Raw genomic sequence first — 23,547 nt, 5'->3', positions numbered from 1 at the left:
ATAAATAAAATTTATTGTTTCTTTCCTAGTTTGCCGATCAAGGATAAGGCGTTCAATAAGGCGGAGTCTATTCATGGCCGAAACTCCGGTCCGCCTCGCAGCAGGAAAATCCCCGTTGCAACAACCTGCAAGTTCCGGTATGATCCTAAGAAGGAACAATCGGGAAGGGGCGACGGGAATGATGCGGATCGGATCGGGAAGCAGCTGCATAGCCGGATGGAACGTCGGTTCGTCATTTGCCGTTGTCGGCGCGCTCTCAGCTGAGAAAGCTTCGAAGGCCGGCCGTGGACGGGCTGAGTCCTCCGGTGTGGCTTCATACTTCGAGGCCGCCGCCGCTATGGGTCTCGCTGACGTTTCATGGTTCCTGCTTCGTCCTTTTTCCGGTTCATGTGTGTGGGTCAAGTCCTTATTTTCAATTTCGGTCAACAGCGCCAAGCCTTCCGGCTTTGGCGTTATTTTTTTGTCCAATCACGGAGGTGTGTCTAGGGATGAGGTACAGAAGAGTGTTGGTCAAATTAAGCGGCGGGGCGATATCGGGCGAAGAGGCGACGGGGTTCGATCACGGCAGGCTGGAGCATATCGCGGATGAAGTGCTGGCGGTAACGCAGCTCGGCATCGAAGTGTGCCTGGTAATCGGTGGGGGCAATATTTTCCGCGGCAATATGGCGGAGGCGTGGGGCATCGAGCGGGCGGAGGCGGACAATATCGGGACGCTCGCGACCGTGATCAACAGCCTGATGCTGCGCGGCGTCCTGAAGTCGAAGACTGGCAAGGAGGTCCGGGTCATGTCTTCGCTCGCTGTTAATGCGGTAGCCGAGCCGTACATCCGGCTGCGCGCCATTCATCATCTGGAGAAAGGGTATGTCGTCATCTTCGCGGGCGGCAACGGCCAGCCGTATGTGACGACCGATTACCCGTCGGTGCAGCGGGCGCTCGAAGTGAACGCACAGGCGATCCTGGTCGCCAAGCAGGGCGTGGACGGCGTATACGACAGCGATCCGAAGCGCAACCGGGAGGCGAGATTGTTCGCTTCGCTGCCTTACGAGGAAGTGATCCGGCGGGATTTGAAGGTCATGGACTCGTCGGCCTTTATTCTGGCGCGGGATTACGGCATTCCGCTGCATGTATTCAACTTCGACCGGGCGGGTGCGATGAAACGGATTTGCGAAGGGGCGGACGAAGGCACCGTGGTTCGGGCGGGGGCGGATGTGCGCTTTGCTACATAACGCTGAGGGGGCGCCTAGGGCAAAAGCAAAGCTTACAGGAAGGCGGGGGGAAGGAGCTCTCCCCGCACTTTTTTTCCGATTCGCTTGAAATCTGGTGATGGTGAACTATACTGATGTTAGGAAGTCTAACGTTGGATTTGTTGGGCGGCAAGAAAACGCCCGTTCCATGATGAACATAGAAGGGTGATGGGGAAGATGAGCCTGCAGCAGGATATTATCGCCCGGCTTGGGGTCAAGCCGGATATCGATGCCGATGCGGAAATTCGCAAGCGGGTCGACTTTTTGAAGCAATACGTGCTGGATTCGAAGGTGACCGGCCTGCTGATCGCGATCAGCGGAGGCATCGACAGCGCTGTGGCAACGGGGTTGTGCAAGCTGGCTACGGACGAGCTGACGAAGGAGAAGGGCCGGGAGTATATCACGCTTGGCGTGTTCCAGCCTTATGGTGAGCAGGCGGACATCTCCGACAGCTATTCGGTGGCCGAAGCGTTCAATCTGACGCACAAGGTGGAGACGAACATCGAGCAGGCTGTCGACGAAATCGCGCTGGAGGTCGAGTACGGCTTTAAGTCCCTCGGCATTCACCGGCACATCAGCCGGGCCGGCAAAGGCAACGTGAAAGCCCGCACGCGGATGGTCGTCCAGTACGCCCTGGCCTTTGATATGAACCTGCTTGTGGTCGGCACGGACCATGCTTCGGAGGCGATTACCGGATTTTTCACCAAATACGGCGACGGCGCAGTCGATCTTACGCCGCTCAGCTCGCTGAACAAGCGCCAGGTCCGTCAACTGGCCGTACGCCTTGGCGTTCCGCAGCCGATCTTGGACAAAGCGCCTACGGCCGGCTTGTGGGAAGGCCAGACCGACGAGCAGGAGCTCGGCATCACGTACGAGGATAACAGCAATTACCTGGAAGGCAAGGAGATCGACCCGGCGGCCCGGGAAAAGCTGGAGAGACAATATCTGAAGACCGAGCACAAGCGGTCGCCTATCCCGGGAATTTAGCGGTCCGCTCACGGATTGTCATTCGTAACGAGCGAAGCTTCCGGCTTGTGGTACTGCGCTATAGGAGTACAGAGTGCAGGGCCACAGAGTACACAGCGCGGGACATGGGACGCGGAGTACAGAGTATAGAGTACAGAGTACAGATTACAGATTACAAAGCACTAGGCACGGACGAGTCTGCGGACCTTCCGTGCTTTTTGTTTTGCTGGACATTAAGGGGCGGGATGACCGCTCGCTGCACTTGGTGACGTTTGCCCGTCCGTTTATAGGAAGTCCGGCTTCCTCTATTTTCCGGAAATAGGTGTAACGGGTCATTTACCGGAACAATTATTTCCGTTATTTCGGCGAAAATAGACAAATTCGGCTTCGCATCGAACAATAACGGAACTAAAACTTCCGTAAACCGGGTTGATTCCGCCATGTAACAGAAATAAAGGAAATGACTCTTCCGGTTCTAAAGCTTTCCGGTGTTTTGTAATCCCTTCACCTAGATGAAACAAAAACTGGGCGAACGGAGCATTTCTGTGGTCTTTTTGTGTGGATAAGTTGTGTATAACTTTGTGGATAACTGCCTGCATCAAATGCGCAACAAAGGAATCGAGTGACCTGGCTGGTGAACGAAAAAAAGCCGGGAGCCCTTATGCAAAGGGTCCCGGCGTAGCATACGGTTTAGGCTAGCCAGCTTGTACGACTCGTTAACCTGACCAGGTCGTGCGACTCGTTTAGCCGCTCCGTCTCTACGTAACTCGTTACACATTTTATAACCTGATTCGTTATGTCGTATTCCGCCTCACTTGCCCATTCCCAGTACTTCTGCCCCGGCATCCGCCTCGATCGTCAGTCTGCTGGTGGCGAGAACATCGTCGTGAGTTAACGTACCGCGTTCCCCATGGATCCGGGAGAGGAAGTCCGCCGTCAACGATTGATCGGGCTGTACGAGCTCCACTTGCTCAAGCGGCTGCGAATCGGTCACGCGCAGGTACAGCTCGTCCGCACCCGAAACGGAAGGATCTCCGCTCAGCCGCAGCTCGGCGAACCCTCTTGTCCCGTTGACGAAGATCCGGCAATCTCCCCACGTCCAGCTTTTGTCCGGCGTGTGCCAATCCGAGTACAACATCCCGATCGCCCCGCCGCTCATCACGACTTGGGCGGAAGCGGTATCGAGGAATTCCGGATATTCCGGCAGCTCGTTTTTGGCGACGACCGTTTTTACAGACACGGCCTCCTGGCCAGTCAGCCAGCGCAGCAGGTCGAAGTCGTGCACGAACAGGTCGATGACGATGCCGCCGTTTTGTTCCTTGGAGAAGTGCCAGGCCGCCCGCGAAGCCGGATTAAGCCGATGCGGCTTGCGCATCATAATACTTGCGATCTGCCCAAGCTCTCCTGCCTCAATTGCGCGTTTGAGCGTATACACGGCCGGACGGTAGCGCTCGGTCAGCAGCATCCCGACTTGAATGCGCCTGCGCCGGATGACCGCTTCCAGTCGGTCCAGCTTGTCCCGGTCCGTAACGGCCGGCTTATCCACCATGATATGCTTGCCATGCTGCTCGCACCATTCGATAATCTCGATCTTCTCGCTGTTGATCGCGGCAGATCCGATCACCGTCACCGAATCGTCCAGGAAAACGTCCCGTGACTGAACCAGCGGGATGTTGTATTTCTGGGCGAGCTGCTCCGCCAAAGAAGGGTCGTCCTTCTCATACACGCCGGCGCACACGTGGCCAAGCGCAAGCATTTCTTCGATAAAGATCGTAACGTGAGCATGCCTGCAGCCTATAATTCCGAATCGGATGGACATCTGTGTTCCTCTCTCCTCTACAACGTTAATCTTATTTATTGCAGCTGTCCCCGTTATGATACCTTGTGTGCTCCCGTATTGGCAATCCACTTGTGAAAGTGCATACATTTCTGCAACAGGACCTTACATTATTACATTCAGGATCGAACGGCGGTCCGCTATGATGAGAGTAATTGGAACCGGCACCTTAGCTTCCAACAACTCGAGATAAGAAGGGGAGTCATCGCATGAAAAGAAGATCAGGCCGTCTGTTGTCAACCGCAGGACTAAGCTTGTTGATGGGGGCTGTCGCACTAACCGGCTGCTCCAACGATACTAATAACGCTTCCGGCAAGACGCCGGACGCATCCGCCGACAAAGTGGAGCTTCGCGTGCTCTGGTGGGGATCGCAGGACCGTCACGACTTGACGATGAAAGCGATTAAGCTGTTCGAAGACAAAAATCCTACGATTAAAGTAACCCCGGAATATTCCGGATTCGACGGCTACTGGGACAAGCTGTCCGTGCAAGTGGGCGGAGGGTCGGCACCGGACGTCATTCAGATGTCGACGGCTTACATCAACGATTATGTGAACCGGCAAGCGCTGCTGCCGCTGGACGGAACAGGCATCAAGCTGAGTGATATCGATGAAAGCACGCTTAGTACGGGCAAGCTGAACAACAAGCTGTATGCGATCCCTGCCGGCATTAACTCGCAATCTTACGTCTACGATCCGGCTATGCTGGCTAAGGCTGGCGTAAAGCTCCCCGAACACATGACTTGGGACGATCTGGCCGCCGCCGCGAAACAAGTCACCGAGAAGCTTGGCAAAGACGTAATAGGCGTCACGAACGACAGCGGCTCCCCGGAAATGCTGCAATATTTCATCAGGCAGAAGGGGATGGAGTTTTTCAAAGACGGCAAGCTGGGCTTCACGACCGAAGCGCTGACTGAGTTTTTCAACTACTGGGAGAAGCTGAGGAAGGAAGGCGCGGCTTCGACTCCGGAGCAGACTGCGTCCTACTTCGGAGCGCCGCTGGAGAAATATCCGATCGTAACGGGCAAAACGCCGTTCGCCCTGCTCTCTTCGAACCAGATCGGCTCCATCTCGACGCTGGCCAACCGTCCGCTCGAAATGACGTTCATTCCTAAGGCAAGCGGAGGCACGGATGCGGACTTCGTCTCGCCTTCCATGTACTGGTCGATCTATGCCAAAACCAAATATCCGAAGGAAGCTGCGCTGCTGATGGATTTCATGCTGAACGATCCGGAAGCGGGTAAAATTCTCGGCGCCAACCGCGGCGTCCCGGTATCCGGCAAAATTCGCGAAGCTTTGAAACCGCAATTGAACGATCTCGATAAGAAGCAGTTCGACTTCGTAGACAAGGTTACCAAGATAGCGAAACCGATCAACGTCATCGATCCGAAAGGCGCAGGCGAAGTCAGGCAGCTGCTTGGCACGACATCGCAAGAGATCCAGTTCGGCAAAAAAACGCCGGAGCAGGGCGCCAAAGAGTTTATGGACAAAGCGAACGCCATCCTGGACAAAATGAAATAGAGCATTCCCCGGGAGGTACCGCGAATCGCTATCGCGGTACCTTTCATCACCAAGATCAAGGAGGCTCGTACCATGCAAGGTAAACTGCTTCGACAAAACACGACCGCTTATCTGTTCATGCTGCCATGGCTGGTGGGTCTGTTCCTGTTCACGTTATGGCCCATGATTAGTTCACTCTACTTATCTTTCACGCGTTTTGAACTGCTGCAGCCGTCCGAATGGATCGGCATGCAAAATTTCAAAGAAATTTTTACGGGCGACGAGCGGTTCTGGCAATCGCTGAAGGTCACGTTTCATTTCGTTGTCCTCTCCGTCCCGCTCAAGCTGTTGGCCGCCCTGCTTGTAGCGATGATGCTGAACCGCAATATTCGCGGCATCGGCCTGTACCGCAGTCTCTATTATTTGCCTTCGCTGATCGGCGGCAGCGTGGCCGTATCGATCATGTGGCGTCAAATTTTCGGAGAGACGGGAGTCGTCAATGTCCTGCTCAGCATGTTCGGCCTGCAGGGGCCGATCTGGATCAGCAACCCGGATTACGCGATCTATACGTTAATCGCGCTGGCCACTTGGCAGTTCGGCTCCTCCATGGTTATTTTCCTGGCGGGCTTGAAGCAAATCCCGGAACATCTGTACGAAGCTTCGGCCATCGACGGGGCGGGGAAGGTACAGCAATTTTTCCGCATCACTTTGCCTATGCTGTCGCCGGTGATGTTCTTTAATCTCGTTATGCAGGTAATCGGCGGATTTATGGTGTTCACCCAAGGGTTTATCGTTACGAAGGGCGGTCCGATGGACGCTACGCTGTTTTATGCAATCTATTTGTATGAGAAAGGGTTCAAATATTTTCAGATGGGCTACGCGTCCGCCCTTGCCTGGATTTTACTTGTCATTATCGGCATTTTCACTGCTATTTTGTTCAAAACCTCAAAAAAATGGGTTCACTACGAATCGGGGGGAGATAAATAATGAGACAAGCAGCTGTATTTCCGGCCAGCCGAATCTTATTGCATGTCCTGCTCGCGGTGGGGAGCCTCTTGATGCTGTACCCCGTCTTCTGGATGGTATTCGGTTCGGTTAAGCCGACGGAGGAAATATTCTCCTCAGTCTCCCTATTGCCGAAAACGTGGTTCTGGGACAATTACAAGCTCGGATGGAACGCTATACCGCGGCTTGATTTCGGGATCTTCCTGCGCAACTCGTTTACGATCTCGTTCCTGGTCGTCGTCGGCAATATCGTGTCCGCTTCCTTGGTTGCCTTCGCCTTCGCGCGTCTCAACTTCACCCTGAAATCGTTATGGTTCGCGCTTATGCTAATGACGATGATGCTGCCTAGTCAAGTGACGCTTATCCCGCAGTATGTGCTGTTTCACAAGCTGGAGTGGGTGAATACGTACTTGCCGTTAACCGTGCCGCATTTCCTCGGAGCGGCTCCGTTCTTCGTGTTTCTGATGGTGCAGTTCATCCGGGGGATTCCGAAGGAGCTGGACGAGGCTGCGATCGTCGACGGGTGCAATACGTTCCAGATCTACTGGCGTATCGTAATGCCGCTGTGCGTGCCTGCCATCATTACGACGGCGATCTTCAGCTTTATTTGGACCTGGGATGATTTCTTCAGCCAATTGATCTATATTAATACAGTCAGCAAGTACACGGTGCCGCTTGGACTCCGGCTCTTTCTCGACGGCAGCGGCAAGAGCGAGTGGGGTCCCATGCTGGCCATGTCGGTTTTGTCTTTAGTACCAAGCTTCGTTTTCTTCCTGACGTGTCAGAAGTATTTGGTTCAAGGAATCGCGACTACCGGACTGAAAGGCTAATTCGGGAGCTCCGTAAAGGTGGGGGACAAGGATGGGTTCATGGATGAAAGATTGGCGGCTGCGCCCACTGCTCTTGCTCGTCTTCCTGGCGTTTACCGGTATTCTGCTGCTGCTAACGCTGGCTATCGCCTATTACGGGGTGTCCAAGATCATTACCGAGCACACAAGCCAAGTTCGGCTGGAACTATTAAATGAAGCTCAGAAGCAGCTCACGGCCCAGTTTCGGGAAATCGAAGAAACCGGATTGGCGATCTCCACCCACCCGGAATTACTCCAACTGTTATCGGGCAAATCCGCCGGTGTATTCGAAGCGATTCGCGGCCGGCAAAACGTGAATACGACCATCAACAGCTTCCTGTACTCCAAAGCGTTCATCAGCAGCATTGTGGTGTACAGCAGCATGTACAACGATATTCCATACAGTGAGAAAGACCGGGTTCTGCCGCTGGACCGCATGCCGGTATACCCGGACATGATCCGCTTGGAGGCGGCGGACTCGATCTGGATCGGTTCGCACCCGGATACGACCGCTCTATACAACCAGCAGCCGGTCATTACGTTTTTGTCCAAAGTATACTCGTACAATGGAGCCGTGGCCGGTTATCTGGAAGTGAACGTGATTGAGAAAGCACTGGCGAAAATATTCCAGACGGATGACATGAATCAAGAGAGCATACGTTTTATCCTGGATAGCGGAGGACGACTCATCTCGGTCCGTACGGGATCGAACACCGCTCCTGCTTTATTGGAGCATGAGGCTGCCAAGCAGGCTTGGTACACCAACCTGCAGACGGATCAGAATCAAGGCTACCGCAAAGTGAATCAGAACGGCGAAGCGTATCTGATGATGTATTCCCGGCCGAATCATGCGCAGTGGAGAGTCGTGGAGATGATCCCGACCGCCGTGCTGTACCGGCCGGTGTATACGATCCGCAACATGGTGCTGCTCGTAGGACTTTTCGGGATGCTGCTGTCCGTTCCCGTCGCTTTTTATTTATCGCGCCGGATCATTCGTCCTCTCCCGGAGCTGTTAAGCGGCTTTAAGCAGATGGAGACAGGGAATTTCAACGTGCGTATGGGAGAGAACAACCACATTTTGGAGTTCAAGCTGCTCTCGGTGGCATTTAACCGGACCAACGTTCAGCTCCATGACCTGCTCGAGCAATTGAAGGAAGAACACCGGGCCAAGCGGGAAGCCGAATTCGCCGCGTTGCAGTCGCAGATTAATCCGCATTTTCTGTACAATACGCTCGATATGATCAATTGGATGGCCGCAACCCGGGGCGTAAGCGAAATCAGCGTCCTGTCGACCAAGCTGGCCAAGTTGTTCCGGATTAGTCTCAGCAAGGGGAGAACCTTCATTCCGCTGCGCGAGGAGCTGGAGCATTGCATCTTGTATATGGATCTTCAGCAAGCCCGGTTTAAAGATAAATTCGTTTACCGGATTGATGTGCCGCCGGATCTGCAGCGTTATCTCGTTCCGAAACTGATCCTGCAGCCTTTTATTGAAAACTCGATCATTCACGGGTTTGGCGGCCATGACACGGTACATCCGACCATCACGATTCAAGCTTGGGAGGTAGAGGGTTCCAGCCGCAGCAGCCTCCGTATTCGTATTGAAGACAACGGCAAAGGCATGCAGCACGAGGCGGCCCTGGTTCCGCAAGCGGCTCTCGGCAAGCCGGATGCGGACGGGAACAGCGGTTACGGCATCGGCAACGTCATGCAGCGCATCCAGCTGTATTTCGGCCGCGAATATGGCGTGGAAGTCGAGAACCGTGACTCCGGGGGTTATGGGCAAGAGGAATCAGGAGTGGGCGACGAGAGGTGCCAAGAGAAGCGGACGGATTCGCAGGCGGGGGAGACAGGGGTGCGCGCCGAGCTGACGCTTCCTGTTCTGACCTCGCAAGAGGATGTCGCACCGTATGTGAAGACCGGAGGGACGACGCCTGATGCGTAAAATACTGATTGTGGACGATGAGTTTCATGTTACGGAAGGGTTAAAGGTGATGATCCAGTGGGAGCGGCTGAGCGTCAGTCAAGTATTTACCGCTTCGGACGGATGGGAAGCCTGGGAGCTATACCGGAAGGAGCGGCCGGATCTCGTGCTGACCGACGTATATATGCCCAAGATGAACGGGCTTCAGCTCGCTTCGAAAATAAGGGAAATCGACACCGATGTGCCGATTCTCATCCTGAGCGGGTTCGATGAATTCGAATACGCGCGAGGCGCCCTGCATCTGCAAGTGGCGAAATATATGCTCAAGCCGGCTGTATTCACCGAGATACAAGAAGCGCTGGAGGAAACGGTAGCCGAGCTTGACGCCGACTCGGAACGAAGCGCCTACATGGACCAGTTTGTCGAGCAGATGAAGCGGAATGTGCCGATTCTTCGCGAACAATTCCTGTTCGACTTGGTGACGAGAGGGCGAAGCGGAACGGAGCCCGATGCCGGCGTCCTCGCCTTTTATGAACTGGACCGGGCGGTCTTGACCGGCGCCATCGTCTTAAGCATCGCGCTGTACAGGCCGATTCACGGGCGTGCCGCTACAGAGAAGGATTGGCAACTGTTCAAATACTCCACCGTTAATATCATGGAAGAACTTAGCGGGCAATTGAACATACTTGCCTATACGCTACGGTATGTAGAGGACCGGTTAATCCTGCTGCTGCCGAATGCGGATCGTTCACAAGCGCTCTCGGATGCCCGCCGGCTGGGGGAGGAACTGATCCGGCAAGTGACATCCAAGCTTGGCATCGACCTGAACGTGGGGATCGGACGCTGGATCGGCCATGCATCCGACTACCCGTTGTCGTATGAAGATTCGCTGGAAAGTCTGAAATGGATCGAATACGAAGGCTCCAACAAAATCGGGACGGCGGAGCAGTTCAAGCGTGTGCAAAATTACGTGCCGGACTATTCGCTGGAGAGAGTGAAGCTGCTCGTCGATTACATCCGGAACCACGAATCGCAGGAAGCGATGCAGATGTGGTCCCTGATCGAGGCGGATGTGCTGCAATCGGAGCCGCCCCTGTTTTATGTGCAAAATCTGTGCGTGTCGCTGATCAGCCGGATGATGCTGGAGCTGCTGCCGGAGGAGCACCCGCTGCCCGCCAATCTCCATGTAACCGTACAAGACATTTACCACACCCGTGCCGTCGGAACGATTTTATCGGCAGTCCGGGAATTGCTTCGCGAGCTGCTGCTTGCGATGCAGCACCAATACAACGCGTTTCGGCAGGATGGGTACATTCATAAAATCAGCGAGTATGTAGAAAAGCATTATCAGGAGAACATCTCTTTTGCCGATCTCGCCAAGCAGCTTCATGTGACCCGGAACTACCTCAGCTTTCTGTTCAAGAAGGAGAAGGGCGTCAGCTTCATGACGTATTTAACGGCTTACCGGATCCAAAAGGCCAAAGAGCTGCTTCGCACCCGCCAGCATCTCGTCTATGAAGTGGCGGAGAAGGTAGGGTATTCGGACCCTGCTTACTTCAGCCGGGTATTCAAGTCCGCTACCGGCACGACGCCTGCAGAATATGCGATGGGGCTCGGAACCGTTTGAATAGAAGACCTCCAGACTCACCGTCAGGGTGCAGGTTGGAGGTCTTATTACAATGACGGGGGTTACGGATTTCGGATCAATGCGGCTATAGCTTGCCGGATGTCAGACTCGATACTAGGGTCGAACGGCCCCGGCAGATTGAAATAACGGAATGAAGTCGCCCCTTCGTAGCCGCCTTCGTGAACTTGCCGCGCCGTAGGGACGTAACCGATCATCCCGTTGCTGTAAGCGACGGGAAGCACCTGCCCGGCGGTATGGGCCTTGACAAACAAGCCGTACTCCATGACGACTTCCCCGTTCATCGCCAGGAAACTCAGCCCTTCGGCCAGCTGGACGAACGTCAGCTCCAGCATCACGGGACTGCGAAACCGGTCCGGGTTATGAAGCATAGTTCCGCTCCATTCTCCCATAATATCTTCGTGGTGCAGCCAGCCGCGCAGCATGTCCTCGGATGGCAGGGGCTGCAGCTTCAACGGAACCGCAGCCTGCCGTATACTGACAAGGGAGAGGGGTAAACGGCGCATGGGGCCTTGGAGTACGGTCTGGATCGTGTCGAACAATTGATCGCCCAGCCGTCTGACTTCCGGCGCGCCGCCGTAAACGAACTTGCCGTCCTGAACCAGATTGGGGCGCACGTCGCCCGTGCAGCCTTGCAAATACCCGCAAATCACGTCCCCGCCCAGCTCGGCTTCCAGCCGGTCCATCGCCGCTCCGCAAAACTCCGAGGATACTTCGTTGCGGTTGCTGATTGTAGGATGGCAGCTATAGTGGGTCAGCACTCCTTTGAGAGAGTCGTCCTCTCTTGCGAATGCGAACACGGTCACATCCCGGTCCACGGGACCGAGCTCGTTCGGCTCACCTCGCACAAGTCCTTCCACCAGCTTGCGCCGGTTCACGTTGATCCCGCACGTTCCCGCGCCGCGGCGAACCTGGACGGTCTCCGCATCTGCTGCCGCCCGAGCGGCGCCTTCCACCACTTGCTCCTCCAGCCAATCCAAGTATTCGGGCGAAGGCGTGCCGATCACCTTGGACAGCTGCGCCGAAGTTTGGGGACCGGAATGAGTATGCGTAGCATGCATAATAATCGAGCGTTCCTCCAAGCCGAAGCGCTCCTTCAGCTTGCGTCTGAGTCCCGGCATCCGGTCCGTGCCCCAGCAGATCAAGTCTGCGGTTACGAGGAGTACCGGCCGGGAAGAGGCGGGACCGGCCGCGTTACTATTGTTAGAAGGGAGCCGCGCTTGCTCGAACCAGTAAAACCGGGCGAACAGAGGCTGAGCCACACGCTCGAACGACCCCGAGCGGGAGGAAAATCCCGCGAGCGGCATAGGCTGCCGGGGTGTGATATCGAGCTTGGCCGCCCCCAGCTTCAGAGCAATGCCGTCTGCTCCTTTAAGCATAGGAGTCTGCCACCTTTGCAATAGCCCGGGCGATATCGTCTACGTCCGCTTCCGTTCCGAGCAGCAAGTTCTGATGCAGCCAGATGACCTCGCGCGTGCACATCCGTTCTGTTACCGGACAGTTGTACGTCCGGTGCGTTCCGGATCGTTTGGCCGAATCCCCCAGGATCGCTTCGTTCAGGTGCAGCGGGATGTAGCCCGGATTCGCATGAACGCCCTCAGCCGTCAGTTTCTCCATAAAATCGGACTTCTCGATCCGGACAGCTAGTGCCGGGTCCAGCTTGAACATATATAAGTGATACGCATGAGTCGTTATTCTTGGATCGCGCTTCACGGTGACGATTCCCGGAATTGCGGACAGCAGCTCGGTAAGGCGGGCTGCGTTGCGTTCCCGCGTCTCGTTTTGCCGCCCAAGCCGGGACAGCTGGCCGAGGCCGATCGCCGCTTGGAACTCCGTCATCCGGAAGTTCCAGCCCACATGCTCATGCTGGTACCAGGCTCCGTTCTTGATGCGTCCGCAGTTGCTCAGCGACCAAGCCATATCGGCGATGCGGTCGCTGTTGGTCAAAATGACGCCGCCTTCTCCGGCGTTGATGTTCTTGCTGGACTGCAGGCTGAAGGTCGCGACGTCGCCAAGCGTGCCGACGCCCCGGCCTTCCCAGCTGGCTCCGACCGCCTGTGCCGCGTCTTCCATCAGAACGAGGCCATGCTTGTCCGCGATCTCCCGCAGCCGGGTCATGTTTGCAGGCGCCCCGGCGATATGTACCGCCACGATCCCCTTGGTTTTAGGGGTGATAGCCTCCTCGACCAGCTCCGGATTCAACAGCAGCGTCTCTTCCTCCACATCGACAAATACCGGAATCGCCCCCAGGAGCAGCGTAGCCGTGGCTGTTGCAATAAACGTATAGGAGGGCATAATCACTTCATCGCCCGGCTGAATGCCTGCTGCTTGCAACGCAAGCGTAATCGCGACAGTTCCGTTTACGACGGAAACGGCATGTTTCGCGCCATGCAGGTCGGCGAATTGCTGCTCGAATGCCGGCAGCTTGATCCGCCCGGTACCACCCCATTTGCCGGAGCGGAACACCTCCAGCAGCAGTTTTTCTTCCGTCTCATCAAAAATCGGCCATTCCGGGAAAGGTTTCGTTCGTACAGGCTGCCCGCCGTGAATGGCTAATGATTCCGATTTCATCATGGTTGTCTTCCCCCTTCCAAGTCTGTTTCTAGCATACATGCAGCGGTTTGGCGCTGTGAATGCAGAAAGGTATGGTCGGTTTGGAAAAAGGTACGATCCGGCGGAATGACCGTGATTTCTGGGTGGAAGGTACTATGAAAACTTAGTACTAGTTGGAAAAAGTGATGAAATGTATAGTGAACTTATTCTGAAAGATAAGGATGCGGCAGAATGCTGAAATCTATCGCAGGCATTGCTTCATTTACATTGTTTTTGGGGATCGCTTTGTTTACCATTTACAGCTTCGTTTTTCCTTTCGCAGCCGGGGATCGCTTGCAGGGGGTCTGGTTTGTTATGATCTTTACAGGAAGCCCTGCAGGAATCGGATTCTCATTATGGAGCTTGTATGGCCGCCCGAAATCAGCTGTCAAAGTTACGGCTCTTCTGGGGCATATCGCCCTGCTTTTATTTTTGATTCTTTATATGACCGTCGGCTATCTGATTTTGGGTGTCTGACGCTTGCTTTCCTTGGCCCGCGTTTGCGGGCTTTTTTGCATGAATTCAACCTGGTATAGAAGCGATGAGCGTCAACAAAGACATGGACCAAGGTTCGGGAGCCTCTGTTTTTATTGTCTAGATGTCAGGAAGATAAAGGAAAATAAGGAAAGAGGTCGAATAATAACAGGTACTGTCTGTTTTTGACGTAGTATCGCCGGTCTGCCTTTTGTAAATAGAAATAAAGTGGGAGAATGAGGACCTATGGGTGTGAAAACCAATCAGTACCATTTGGAGAGGAAGAGGATGGAGCAGCAGGGCCAGCATTCCGTCCTGTACTGGATCGTGATCGGCTTCGTGCTCATGTTTTTGTTTATCGCGCCTTATCAGACCGGGCTTTTTTACGGTCCATACGTCCAATATGAGGGGGCGATTTATTCCTCGATGCTCTGGACTGCGATGGTGTCGCTCCCGGTTGTTTTGTATTTATTTACCCGCTGGAGGCTGCATGAAGTACGGGACTGGTACGCTGTGGCGATTTGGTGCATCCCGCTTAGTTTTGTACTGCCGCTAATGGCTGCCGCAACCCGGCATCACGCCGAGAACTATATTTTGCTGCACATCATGTATGCATTTTTTTTCCTGATCGGTCTCTTTTTCGCTCGTGAACGGTCCGGCAATTCGGTGATCCAATATGGAATCGTAGTGTCCGCTTACGCCGTAGTCGGATTTTGTGTGCTGAACATGTTCGGCAATATGTATTACCACGATGCAGTGATGCTGACCGGAGAGGGGCTGCGTCTTACAGCGGTGTTCCAGTACGCGAACGCGTATGCCGGATTTCTGATTATTCCTCTCTTATGCGGCTTGTACCTGACCGTGGTCTCGCGCCGGTGGTATGTGACAGCCGTTCACGCCTTCATGCTGGTTCCGGTACTGCTGTCTTTCTTTTTGACTTTATCGCGCGGCGGCTTGGTCATGCTCCCGTTTATTATGCTGGCGTTCCTGCCGTTTCTGTCGTTTGCGAAGCAAGTTCGATTTTTCGCCTATTTGCTGATCGGGAGCGCGGCTTCCTTCCTGATTACCGACAAGCTCAAGGCGGTCGCTACGGAAGTGACGAACCTGATGCTGGAGCGGCGGGGTCCTGATTTTAAGGTGAAGGAGACGTTGTCGGTCTTCGACCCTCTGTCCTTCAGCGGATGGAGCTTGCTGCTGATCGCGTCTATAGCCGCCAGTGCGGTGATCGTGCTTGTACATAAGTTTGTCATGCCTTATCTGGACCGGGGATTGAGCCGGGTATCCGCAGCCAAATGGTCGAACTTGTACGTTCCCGGCCTAATTATAGTCGGAATCGTTCTTGGTGTAGTGCTGTTAGCCGGAGGCTCCTCGGTGACAAAGCTGCTTCCCGAAGCTCTCGGCAAGCGTGTGGAAAGCATTAACCTGCAGCAGCATAGCGTGCTGGAGCGGTTTACGATGTACCGGGACACGTTCAAGTCGCTTGCGGATTACCCCGTATTCGGCGCCGGCGGCAATGCCTGGTCGGTCTTATATCCGCAATATGCGAACAACCCGTACACGATTAATCAGGTTCACAGCTTTGTGCTGCAATATATGGTGGAGACCGGGATATTCGGGCTTTTACTGCTGCTGCTGTTGATCGGCTCGATTTTTTACCGGTTCGCCAAGTCTTATTTTGCTGCGGGTTCGGACGATCGGGAACGAAATTTGTTGTTTTACGGGGTCGTGGTGGCGATTTTATTCCACAGTATGATGGACTTTGAGATGAGTTACGTGTATGTGTCCGCGCTTGTTTTTCTTAGCCTGGGGGGCATGGCGTCGGGATTCGCACAGCCGGTAACGTGGCGTTGGATGAAACAGGCGGAACGGAAAGGCAGGTTCGTTCCCCCGGCATTTGTCGGTGTGGTGGCGGTTGTGTTCCTGATCTTGTCGGCCGTTCATTGGAAGGCGAACCGGGAATTTTATAAAGCATTGCAGCTGGCCCAGCAGGGCAAGTCGCTTCAAGAGGTGCTCGTGCCGCTCGACAAGGCGCTCGGGCTTCAGCCGGACAATCCTTCCTATGTGCTGGCGAGAACGGACTTTATGGGACAGGTGTACGATCAGTCCGGCAACGAGACGTATTATGAAGATGCCTCCCGCTGGCTGAAGTCGATCAAAGCGACGGAGCCGTACGACCGGGTCGTATTCGAAGCCGAGTACAAGCATTATATGCAGAAAAACCGGCTGGAGGATGCGTTGGAGCTGATCCAGGCAGGATTGCGGGATCACCCTTGGGTCATCGCGATGTATGAAAAGGCGGCTTCCTTGCACATTCAGTTAGGGGATCAAGCCCGTCAGGCCGGGCAAAAGGACGTCATGAACGGACACTGGTCGGCGGTGCTGGAGCTGCATCAGGACATTTTGGCCAGGATGAAAAAGCTGGAGACTTTGCCGGAGGGACAAAATCCGGGCGATCCGTTTTATGTAACGCCTACTCTGGGGCTCCAATTCGGGCAGCTTCATTTCGTACGGGGGGATGTCGAGCAAGCGGCGACGTTTTTAAGCTTGACGACCGATGAAAACATCCACGAGTCGATCTACAAACCAGGTACGCGCTGGTATTTAGCCACATTAAAAAAGACGGGGAAGGCCGATCAGGCGCTGTATGACCGGTTCACGGCCCGATACCCGGAAGAAAAGCAGGAAATTGAGAATTTGGTTGAGACCGTCTGGCAGTAAACTGGAAGAGTGAAAAACGAAACCTCCCGTGCCACGTATGGTGGAAGGGAGGTTTTGTCTAGGGGAGGGGCGGGCTTTACGGGAGTTCCGCCGTAGCATAACAGTATGCGGCAGCGCACCGTCTACCGGTAGCCTAACCGCTCCAAGACGGCACAGGTCCGGTCGACAATATCGTGCAGCTGTTCCTCGCTCGTGCAGTGAGGAAGCCAGTAATAGATCGTATCGCCGAGCGGCCTTAGGATGAGTCCTTCCTTGAGCGCTTCGAGATAGACGTTGTAGCCTCTCCGTTCGGAAGATGGATACTCCTGACCGGATTCCGCGTCCATGACCAGATCGAACGCCGCAATCATGCCGAGCTGGCGGACATTGCCGAGATGCCGGAATTGCTCGAAGCGGGGCAACTGCCCGCGCAGGGCTCCGGACACGGTCCGAACGTGTTCCAGGACGCGCTCCTCCTCGAACAGGCGGAGGCTTTCCAGCGCGACCGCGCAGGCAAGCGGATTGCCGGTAAAGCTGTGTCCGTGGAAAAAAGTTTTCATCGTGTCATAGTCGTCATAAAACGCTTCATAGATCCGGTCGGTGCACAAGGTGACGGCAAGCGGCATAATCCCGGCGGTCAGCCCTTTGGACAAGATCAGCAAGTCCGGCGTGACGCCCGCATGCTCGCAGGCGAACATCGTACCGGTCCGGCCGAAGCCGACTGCGACTTCGTCGGCGATCAAGTGCACCTCGTAGCGGGTGCACAGCTCACGCACCCCTGCTACATAAGCCGCCGGATGGATGAGGATGCCGCCGGCCGCCTGAACCATCGGCTCGATGATGAAACCGGCAATTTCGTCCGCGGACGATTCGAACAGCCGTTTCACCGCTTCGAGCGCTTCGGCCACGCCATGCTCTGCCGCTTCAGGCGCCGGACTGCCGTTCTCCCACCGGCTGATACGCGGGGCTTCAATCCGGTACGCCTTGAAGAGCAGCGGCCGGAACGTCGCGTGATACAAATCGACGCCCCCCACGCTAACCGCGCCAAGCGTGTCGCCGTGGTAGCTGTGCTCGAGAAAGGCGAATTTCGTTTTCCCGGGACGGCCGACGTGCTGCCAATACTGGAACGACATTTTCAAAGCGACCTCGACGGCGGTAGAACCGTTGTCGGAATAAAACACTTTGCCGAGCCCCGGCGGGGCGATCCCGATCAGCTTGTCCGCCAGCTCGATAGCGGGGCGATGGGTGAACCCGCTGAACATGATATGATCCGTGTCCTCGAGCTGACGGGCGATCGCCTGCTTGATCCGTGGATGTCCGTGTCCGTGGACGTTTACCCACCAGGACGAGACGGTATCGTAATACCGGTTGCCGTCGGCGTCGTACAAGTAGAGTCCTTCCGCCTTCTCGATCAGCAGATGGTCCCGCTCGGCGTAGTCCTTCATCTGAGTGAACGGATGCCATACCCGTTCCCGGTCTTTATGTAACAGCTCGCGCTTGTCTGCCGGTGTCATAGTGATCCTCCTTGGCTTGCTTGCTGTGGAATGATGGACCGGTACAGCCCATTAGCTATCTTCATCATATCTCAAGGCGGGCAGCGGAGTAAATGAAGGCGGGTGAGCAGCCGTTCCGATAACGGATTAGACGCGCTTTCCGGTTTCCCCTATAATAACTTCTGTAGCATTCAAAGTTGCGGATACGGTGTGCAGGAAGAAAGGGAGTTTGCTTACATGATTGTCGGTGTGGGAATCGATTTGCTGGAGATTGACCGGATCAAAAAACTGCTGGGGCAAACTCACGGGGAGCGGTTCGTGGCCCGGGTGTTGACACCTGAAGAGCGTGAGCTCGCGGCCGAGCGGCGCGGAGCGAGGCTGGCCGAATTCGTCGCCGGGCGGTTCGCCGCGAAGGAAGCCGTCGTCAAAGCGATCGGCTGCGGGCTCGGCCGCGCCGTCGGATTTCAGGATATCCGGATATTGCCGGACGCGTCCGGCAAGCCGGAATGTTCCTTGACGCCGGAGGCGTGGGAGCGGCTTGGTCGCCGGCAGCCGCTGCAGATCCATCTAAGCATCACCCATTCGTCCACGATGGCAGGCGCATATGCTGTGGCGGAGGCTACGACGGAATAAGAGGGAGGTTATCTCCTTCGGTTAGACAATGCTTGCCGATCCGGTAATGTGCCGCATGTTACGCCGTTTGTTGTCCGGCGCCGGGTGGCAAGGGTAGAGGCTTGGTTACTCCAATCGGACTGTCTACGGATACGGTTCGCTGATAAGAATAACGGAACTAGGATTTCCGCTAATTCTCCAGTATGGGAGAATGCAACGAGAGCGGATGTTTTAGTTCCGTTATTTGTTAACGTTAAAGATATTTAATTTTATTAAACGTTCAAGTGGTAAAGTGAAAGAATCTTTTCTAAGAAAAGCTGCTGCCTGTTCCCTCCAACGCACAAACGTATGGGTTTGCACGTCAAGTCAAAGACCGTCCGGACGCTTCACTTCTCCGGACGGTTTTTCTTAATTCTACTAAAAGGAATGCTATACTTATACTTGTGTGTGCCACAATCGTGATAGTCAAGTACGCAGATGGGACGGTAAACGGGCTTAATGAGAAAACAGCTAGCGGTATTAATAGGGATGATCAGCGTATTTGCCGTTGTTACGACTATATTCATCTATGAATGGCTGCATCCTACGTTCCAATACCCGGAAGCCCGGGACGGCGTGCTGGATGCGCAACAATGGAATTTTGAGCAGCAAGGAATCATTCCGCTGCGGGGCGAATGGGAGTTTTACGAGAATGCGCTGTTAACGCCGCAACAATTCCGTCTTGGTGGGACTGCGATACAAGCGGAGCGCCGAATCATTCAGGTTCCCGGAGGCTGGAAGGACATCGTGTCAACCGGCAGCGGATACGGCGCGGGCACGTACCGGTTGCAGATCCAGGTGAGCGACCCGGATTATTACAGCCTTCGAGGAAAAAAGATTCGCATGTCGAGCCGCATCTATATGGGGGGAGAGGACCTCGGAGGTACCGGTAATCCGGATCTGCAGAGCGATCGGTTTATTCCGAGCAACCTTCCTTATATGGGAACGATCCAAGCGGGGACGAATACGATTGAGATTCTTATTCAAGTAGCGAGCTATCGGTACATGGAGGGCGGCTTGGTGCAAGCGCCGGAATTCGGTTTAACGGCGGACGTGCTGGCCAGGCGTGATAACGCGCGGATGGCGGATATGATCGTTATTACGACCTTGCTCGTATTCGGGATTTATTTCGCCGGAATGTTCCGGCAGTGGCGCAGGGAGCCTTATCTGTTGTTTTTTAGTTTGTTTTGTTTGACGATGGGGGTGTTTTTCAGCATCGACAACGAAATCGTCATGGCGACGATGCTGCCGTCGATCTCGTTCCCGCCGCTGCAGAAGATGCTCTTTATTCTTCCTTATTACTCGATCTTGTTTTTTGTTTACTACGTGCACTCCTATTTGGACGAACGGGGATCGGGATTTAAGGTGCTATCCCGAGTTTCCTTCGGATACCTTTGTGTATTGGTTGTCATTCCGAACGATTTTTTGGTCGATCTGTTGTGGTTGGGGATCGTGCTGCAAATCGTTGCCTTTGCTTTCATTTTTGTTTGGATTTTTCGCAACCGGGATCGCGGAGTGCATGTTTATTATATTTTGCTCGGCGTATTCTTTCTTCTTATTAGCTGGGTGTATGCCCAGACGCGTTACCAGCTCGCCTTGGACAACCCGTTTTATATGATCGTAACGCCGTTGCTTCTTGTTTTGTCACAGTCGTTTCTGATGTCCGAACGGTCCCGGGAGGCCTCCCTGCAGAACGAGCGGTTAGCGGAGCAACTGATCGTGTACGATCGTCAAAAAGACGAGTTTTTGGCCAAAACGTCGCACGAGCTTCGCACCCCGCTGCACGGAATCATCAATTTGTCGCAATCGCTGCTGGACAACAAGGAGAGGCCGCTATCCCCGGAACATCGCGAAAATATAAAGCTGCTTCATCTGATCGGGCGAAGGCTCGCCGGGTTGGTGCACGATATTCTGGATATGAACCGGATTCGGCACGGTCAGCTCTCCATCCATCCGAAGCCCGTAGACTTGAACATGTCGACTCGTTTCGTTATCGAGACGTTATCGATCGCACCTGTCAATAGCGAAGTCCGGCTGGTCAACGAGCTGCCTGCCGCACTTCCCTTTGTGTTGGCCGATGAGAATCGTCTGCGGCAAATTTTACATAATTTATTGGAAAACGGGTTGAAATACACCGATCGCGGTCAGGTGTCCATATCGGCGGAAGTACGGGGAGCGATGCTGGCCGTCTCGATTGCGGATACGGGGAGGGGCATACCTCCGAGCGCGATGGGCAGTTTGTTCCGGCCTTTCTTCCAATACGATGAGGCATATGCCGATTCTCGTGACGGCATAGGGCTCGGACTCAGCATCTCCAAACAATTGGTCGACTTGCAAGGGGGCCAGATGGAAGTGCAGTCCGAAGCGGGGCGGGGCTCCAGGTTTACGTTCACCTTGCCGATTGCTCCGAACATGGCGGATGAGGCTGCAGCAGCCGATAATCGGGAGGAGCCGGACGCGCCTTCGCCGTCCGTCATGGCGCAAGCCGTTCCGGAGACGGCGTTTCATATTTTGATCGTCGACGACGAGCCTTCCAATCTGAAAGTGGCGATGGATGCTATTGGCTCCATGAAACATGCCTATACGGCTGTTGGCGGAGGCGAGGAGGCGCTGGCCGCTTTGCGCCGCAAGAAGCCGGATATGGTTCTCTTGGACTTGATGATGCCGGGCGTTTCGGGGCTGGACGTATGCCGGGAAATCCGCATGCTGCACGGACTCGCCGAGCTTCCGGTGCTGATGCTGACCGCCTCGGGGCAGACGGGGGACATCGTAGCCGCCTTCGCGGCCGGGGCCAACGATATTTTGCAGAAACCGTTCGAATTGGCGGAATTAAAGGCGCGCGTGCAGTCGCTGCTTGCGATGAAAAGCTCGTCCGAACGGGCGGTTCGCAGGGAAATGGATTTCCTGCAGGCGCAAATTACTCCGCATTTTCTGTATAACAGTCTGAATGCTCTGGTCGGGCTTAGTTATAAGGATGTCAACAAGCTCCGGGAAACGATTCAGCACTTGACCGTCTACCTCCGCGCCAAGTTCACCTTCGTATTCCAAAGCGAGACGGTACCGTTGGAACGGGAACTGGAGCTCGTTCGCGCCTATCTTGCGATCGAACAGCTTCGTTTCGGCCAGCGGCTAAAGGTCAAATACAGTATCGATGAAAAAGCGCAAAGCCTGCTGCCCCCGCTCATCCTGCAGCCCATCGTCGAAAATGCGGTTCGTCACGGAATCGGACAGAAACCCGAAGGCGGAACCGTGCATCTTATCGTTCGCCGCAGCGAGCACGGGTTAGAAATTACGGTGGAGGATGACGGCGTCGGCATGGATGAACAAACATTGGTGATGCTCGAAAATGGGCATGCCGCCGGAATCGGGATCGGCAATGTAAACCGCCGGCTGCAAATGAAGTATGGACGGAAGCTGGACATAAGCAGCCGGGTGGGTGCGGGCACCCAAATTACGATTTATATTACGGAGGATTCTGATGTGGAAAGCGATACTGATCGACGATGAAGAAATTGCTTTGGACGTCCTGGACATTCAGCTTATGGAGATTGGCGGCGTTACGGTTGTGGGCAAATTCCAACTCATGTCCGAAGCGCTGGAACAATGCGCCCGTCTGCTTCCCGATCTGATTTTTTTGGATATCGAGATGCCGGGAATCAGTGGTCTTGTAGCCGCAGAAGCGTTGTTTGCCCGTTGTCCCGACGTTGAAATTATATATGTGACCGCGCACCATCACTATGCGATCGACGCTTTCGAAACGAATGCGATCGGATACCTGCTCAAACCCGTTGCCAAGGAAAAGCTGGTCAAAGCGTTGTCCCGATTTGCGGATTTGCATGAAAGAAAAATGAATCCAAGCGGCTTAGTTCCCAAATCCGAAGGGCAAACCGGCGACAGCGGGGAAGCGCCGCTAGCGCTTAAGGTGCTGGGGAGCATGGAGCTTTACTCGGCCGACGGCCGGCTGATGACGTGGCGGACGAAAAAAACGAAAGAGCTTTTCGCTCTCCTCTGGCATCATCAAGGCCAACCGGTGTACAAATATGTCATCCTGGAGGAGTTATGGCCGGAGTATCCGGTAGAGCGCAGCCAACGGCTATTCCATACGTCTCTCTATTATTTGCGGAGCATGTTCAAGTCGGAAGGGTATCCCGATATGGTCATGTACGGCGACGAACGGTATTGGATTCATAGTTCGATCATCCAAAGCGATGTCGACCGGCTATCGGACTCTATGCAGGACGGCTTTTCCGAGAAGGAATGGAAAGAAACGCTGCCGCTGTATACCGGGGATTATTTCGAAACCGAGCATTATCAATGGGCCGACGCCCGCAGAATGGAGCTGCGCTTGACATGGATATCCAGCATGGTCCAGGCACTGGATAACGCTTCGCCCGATGTGCGGTCCATGATTCTTCGCCAACTGATCCGGCTTGAACCGAGCCGGGAAGAATACTACGACATGCTGATCGACTGCTTGAACCGGGGCGGCGACCAAGCCGGAGCCCGGCAGACGAAAGCGATGAAAGAGCGAATGTTGTTGGATGACGCGTAAAGCTTGGGCGTAGGCGACCGTTCATTGTCGAATTGGGGCGATAAAAGTTGGATGTTGTAAAAATGTTGAGTGCCCGTTTGTTACATTGGGGATGAAGTTCTATCATCCACATTGAACAACGAG

The 23,547-nt window shown here is 54.7% G+C and carries 17 protein-coding genes; 12 read left to right on the top strand and 5 right to left on the bottom strand.

Going from position 1 to position 23,547, the window contains the following annotated elements; genetic code table 11:
- Nucleotides 1–426 (bottom strand): hypothetical protein (locus tag AC3Y2E_RS24605; protein ID WP_379215117.1); only part of this gene is annotated, 426 nt, incomplete at its 3' end.
- A 62-nt stretch (nt 427–488) separates the two neighbouring features.
- Here AC3Y2E_RS24605 and pyrH point away from each other — a divergent pair.
- The gene (gene pyrH / locus AC3Y2E_RS24600) at nt 489–1,226 is read left to right on the top strand and encodes a UMP kinase (RefSeq protein ID WP_379215115.1); all 738 of its coding nucleotides are present in this window, start codon (nt 489–491) and stop codon (nt 1,224–1,226) included.
- Between the two features lie 195 nt (nt 1,227–1,421).
- Nucleotides 1,422–2,231, top strand: a complete 810-nt coding sequence (gene nadE / locus AC3Y2E_RS24595; protein WP_379215113.1) for an NAD(+) synthase — start codon at nt 1,422–1,424, stop codon at nt 2,229–2,231.
- A gap of 790 nt (nt 2,232–3,021) precedes the next feature.
- On the opposite strand, the gene AC3Y2E_RS24590 is transcribed toward nadE, so the two are convergent.
- Nucleotides 3,022–4,029: a Gfo/Idh/MocA family protein gene (locus AC3Y2E_RS24590; RefSeq protein ID WP_379215111.1), complete on the bottom strand. Its 1,008-nt coding sequence runs from the start codon at nt 4,027–4,029 to the stop codon at nt 3,022–3,024.
- A gap of 227 nt (nt 4,030–4,256) precedes the next feature.
- On the opposite strand from AC3Y2E_RS24590, the gene AC3Y2E_RS24585 reads away from it, so the two are divergent.
- From AC3Y2E_RS24585 to AC3Y2E_RS24565, 5 genes are all read left to right on the top strand, one after another.
- The gene (locus AC3Y2E_RS24585; RefSeq protein ID WP_379215109.1) at nt 4,257–5,567 is read left to right on the top strand and encodes an ABC transporter substrate-binding protein; all 1,311 of its coding nucleotides are present in this window, start codon (nt 4,257–4,259) and stop codon (nt 5,565–5,567) included.
- Between the two features lie 72 nt (nt 5,568–5,639).
- A complete protein-coding gene (locus AC3Y2E_RS24580; RefSeq protein ID WP_379215107.1) occupies nt 5,640–6,533 on the top strand; it encodes a carbohydrate ABC transporter permease in 894 nt (297 codons plus the stop codon).
- Nucleotides 6,533–7,381 (top strand): carbohydrate ABC transporter permease, encoded by an 849-nt coding sequence (locus tag AC3Y2E_RS24575; protein WP_379215104.1) that lies wholly within the window; start codon nt 6,533–6,535, stop codon nt 7,379–7,381. The genes AC3Y2E_RS24580 and AC3Y2E_RS24575 overlap by 1 nt, the downstream gene beginning before the upstream one ends.
- 31 nt (nt 7,382–7,412) lie before the next feature.
- Complete coding sequence (locus AC3Y2E_RS24570) at nt 7,413–9,341, top strand: cache domain-containing sensor histidine kinase (protein WP_379215102.1); 1,929 nt, start codon at nt 7,413–7,415, stop codon at nt 9,339–9,341.
- The gene (locus AC3Y2E_RS24565; protein WP_379215100.1) at nt 9,334–10,947 is read left to right on the top strand and encodes a response regulator; all 1,614 of its coding nucleotides are present in this window, start codon (nt 9,334–9,336) and stop codon (nt 10,945–10,947) included. The genes AC3Y2E_RS24570 and AC3Y2E_RS24565 overlap by 8 nt, the downstream gene beginning before the upstream one ends.
- A 62-nt stretch (nt 10,948–11,009) precedes the next feature.
- Here AC3Y2E_RS24565 and AC3Y2E_RS24560 read toward each other — a convergent pair whose 3' ends face one another.
- The gene (locus AC3Y2E_RS24560) at nt 11,010–12,344 is read right to left on the bottom strand and encodes a neutral/alkaline non-lysosomal ceramidase N-terminal domain-containing protein (RefSeq protein WP_379215097.1); all 1,335 of its coding nucleotides are present in this window, start codon (nt 12,342–12,344) and stop codon (nt 11,010–11,012) included.
- Nucleotides 12,337–13,539: a DegT/DnrJ/EryC1/StrS family aminotransferase gene (locus AC3Y2E_RS24555; RefSeq protein WP_379215095.1), complete on the bottom strand. Its 1,203-nt coding sequence runs from the start codon at nt 13,537–13,539 to the stop codon at nt 12,337–12,339. The genes AC3Y2E_RS24560 and AC3Y2E_RS24555 overlap by 8 nt, the downstream gene beginning before the upstream one ends.
- Nucleotides 13,540–13,749: 210 nt before the next feature.
- Here AC3Y2E_RS24555 and AC3Y2E_RS24550 point away from each other — a divergent pair, with 210 nt between their 5' ends.
- Nucleotides 13,750–14,034, top strand: coding sequence for a hypothetical protein (locus AC3Y2E_RS24550; protein ID WP_379215093.1), 285 nt, complete (start codon nt 13,750–13,752; stop codon nt 14,032–14,034).
- A 243-nt stretch (nt 14,035–14,277) separates the two neighbouring features.
- Nucleotides 14,278–16,749 carry an O-antigen ligase family protein gene (locus AC3Y2E_RS24545; protein ID WP_379215091.1) on the top strand — a complete coding sequence of 824 codons (2,472 nt, stop codon included), beginning with the start codon at nt 14,278–14,280 and terminating at the stop codon, nt 16,747–16,749.
- Nucleotides 16,750–16,871: 122 nt separating this feature from the next.
- On the opposite strand, the gene bioA is transcribed toward AC3Y2E_RS24545, so the two are convergent.
- The gene (gene bioA / locus AC3Y2E_RS24540) at nt 16,872–18,242 is read right to left on the bottom strand and encodes an adenosylmethionine--8-amino-7-oxononanoate transaminase (protein ID WP_379215089.1); all 1,371 of its coding nucleotides are present in this window, start codon (nt 18,240–18,242) and stop codon (nt 16,872–16,874) included.
- Nucleotides 18,243–18,458: 216 nt separating this feature from the next.
- Between bioA and acpS the strand changes: the two genes are divergently transcribed.
- The 3 genes from acpS to AC3Y2E_RS24525 all read left to right on the top strand — a co-directional run bounded on the left by acpS (nt 18,459) and on the right by AC3Y2E_RS24525 (nt 23,424).
- Nucleotides 18,459–18,854 (top strand): holo-ACP synthase, encoded by a 396-nt coding sequence (gene acpS / locus AC3Y2E_RS24535; RefSeq protein WP_379215087.1) that lies wholly within the window; start codon nt 18,459–18,461, stop codon nt 18,852–18,854.
- Between the two features lie 477 nt (nt 18,855–19,331).
- Complete coding sequence (locus AC3Y2E_RS24530) at nt 19,332–22,379, top strand: ATP-binding protein (protein WP_379215085.1); 3,048 nt, start codon at nt 19,332–19,334, stop codon at nt 22,377–22,379.
- Entirely contained in the window at nt 22,351–23,424 is a 1,074-nt protein-coding gene (locus tag AC3Y2E_RS24525) for a response regulator (RefSeq protein WP_379215083.1), read from the top strand. The genes AC3Y2E_RS24530 and AC3Y2E_RS24525 overlap by 29 nt, the downstream gene beginning before the upstream one ends.
- Nucleotides 23,425–23,547: the final 123 nt, after the last annotated feature.

Source organism: Paenibacillus sp. MAH-35, assembly GCF_058135425.1.
The sequence above is the reverse complement of the archived record's forward strand: the minus strand, read 5'-3'. Positions and strand labels throughout refer to the sequence as shown.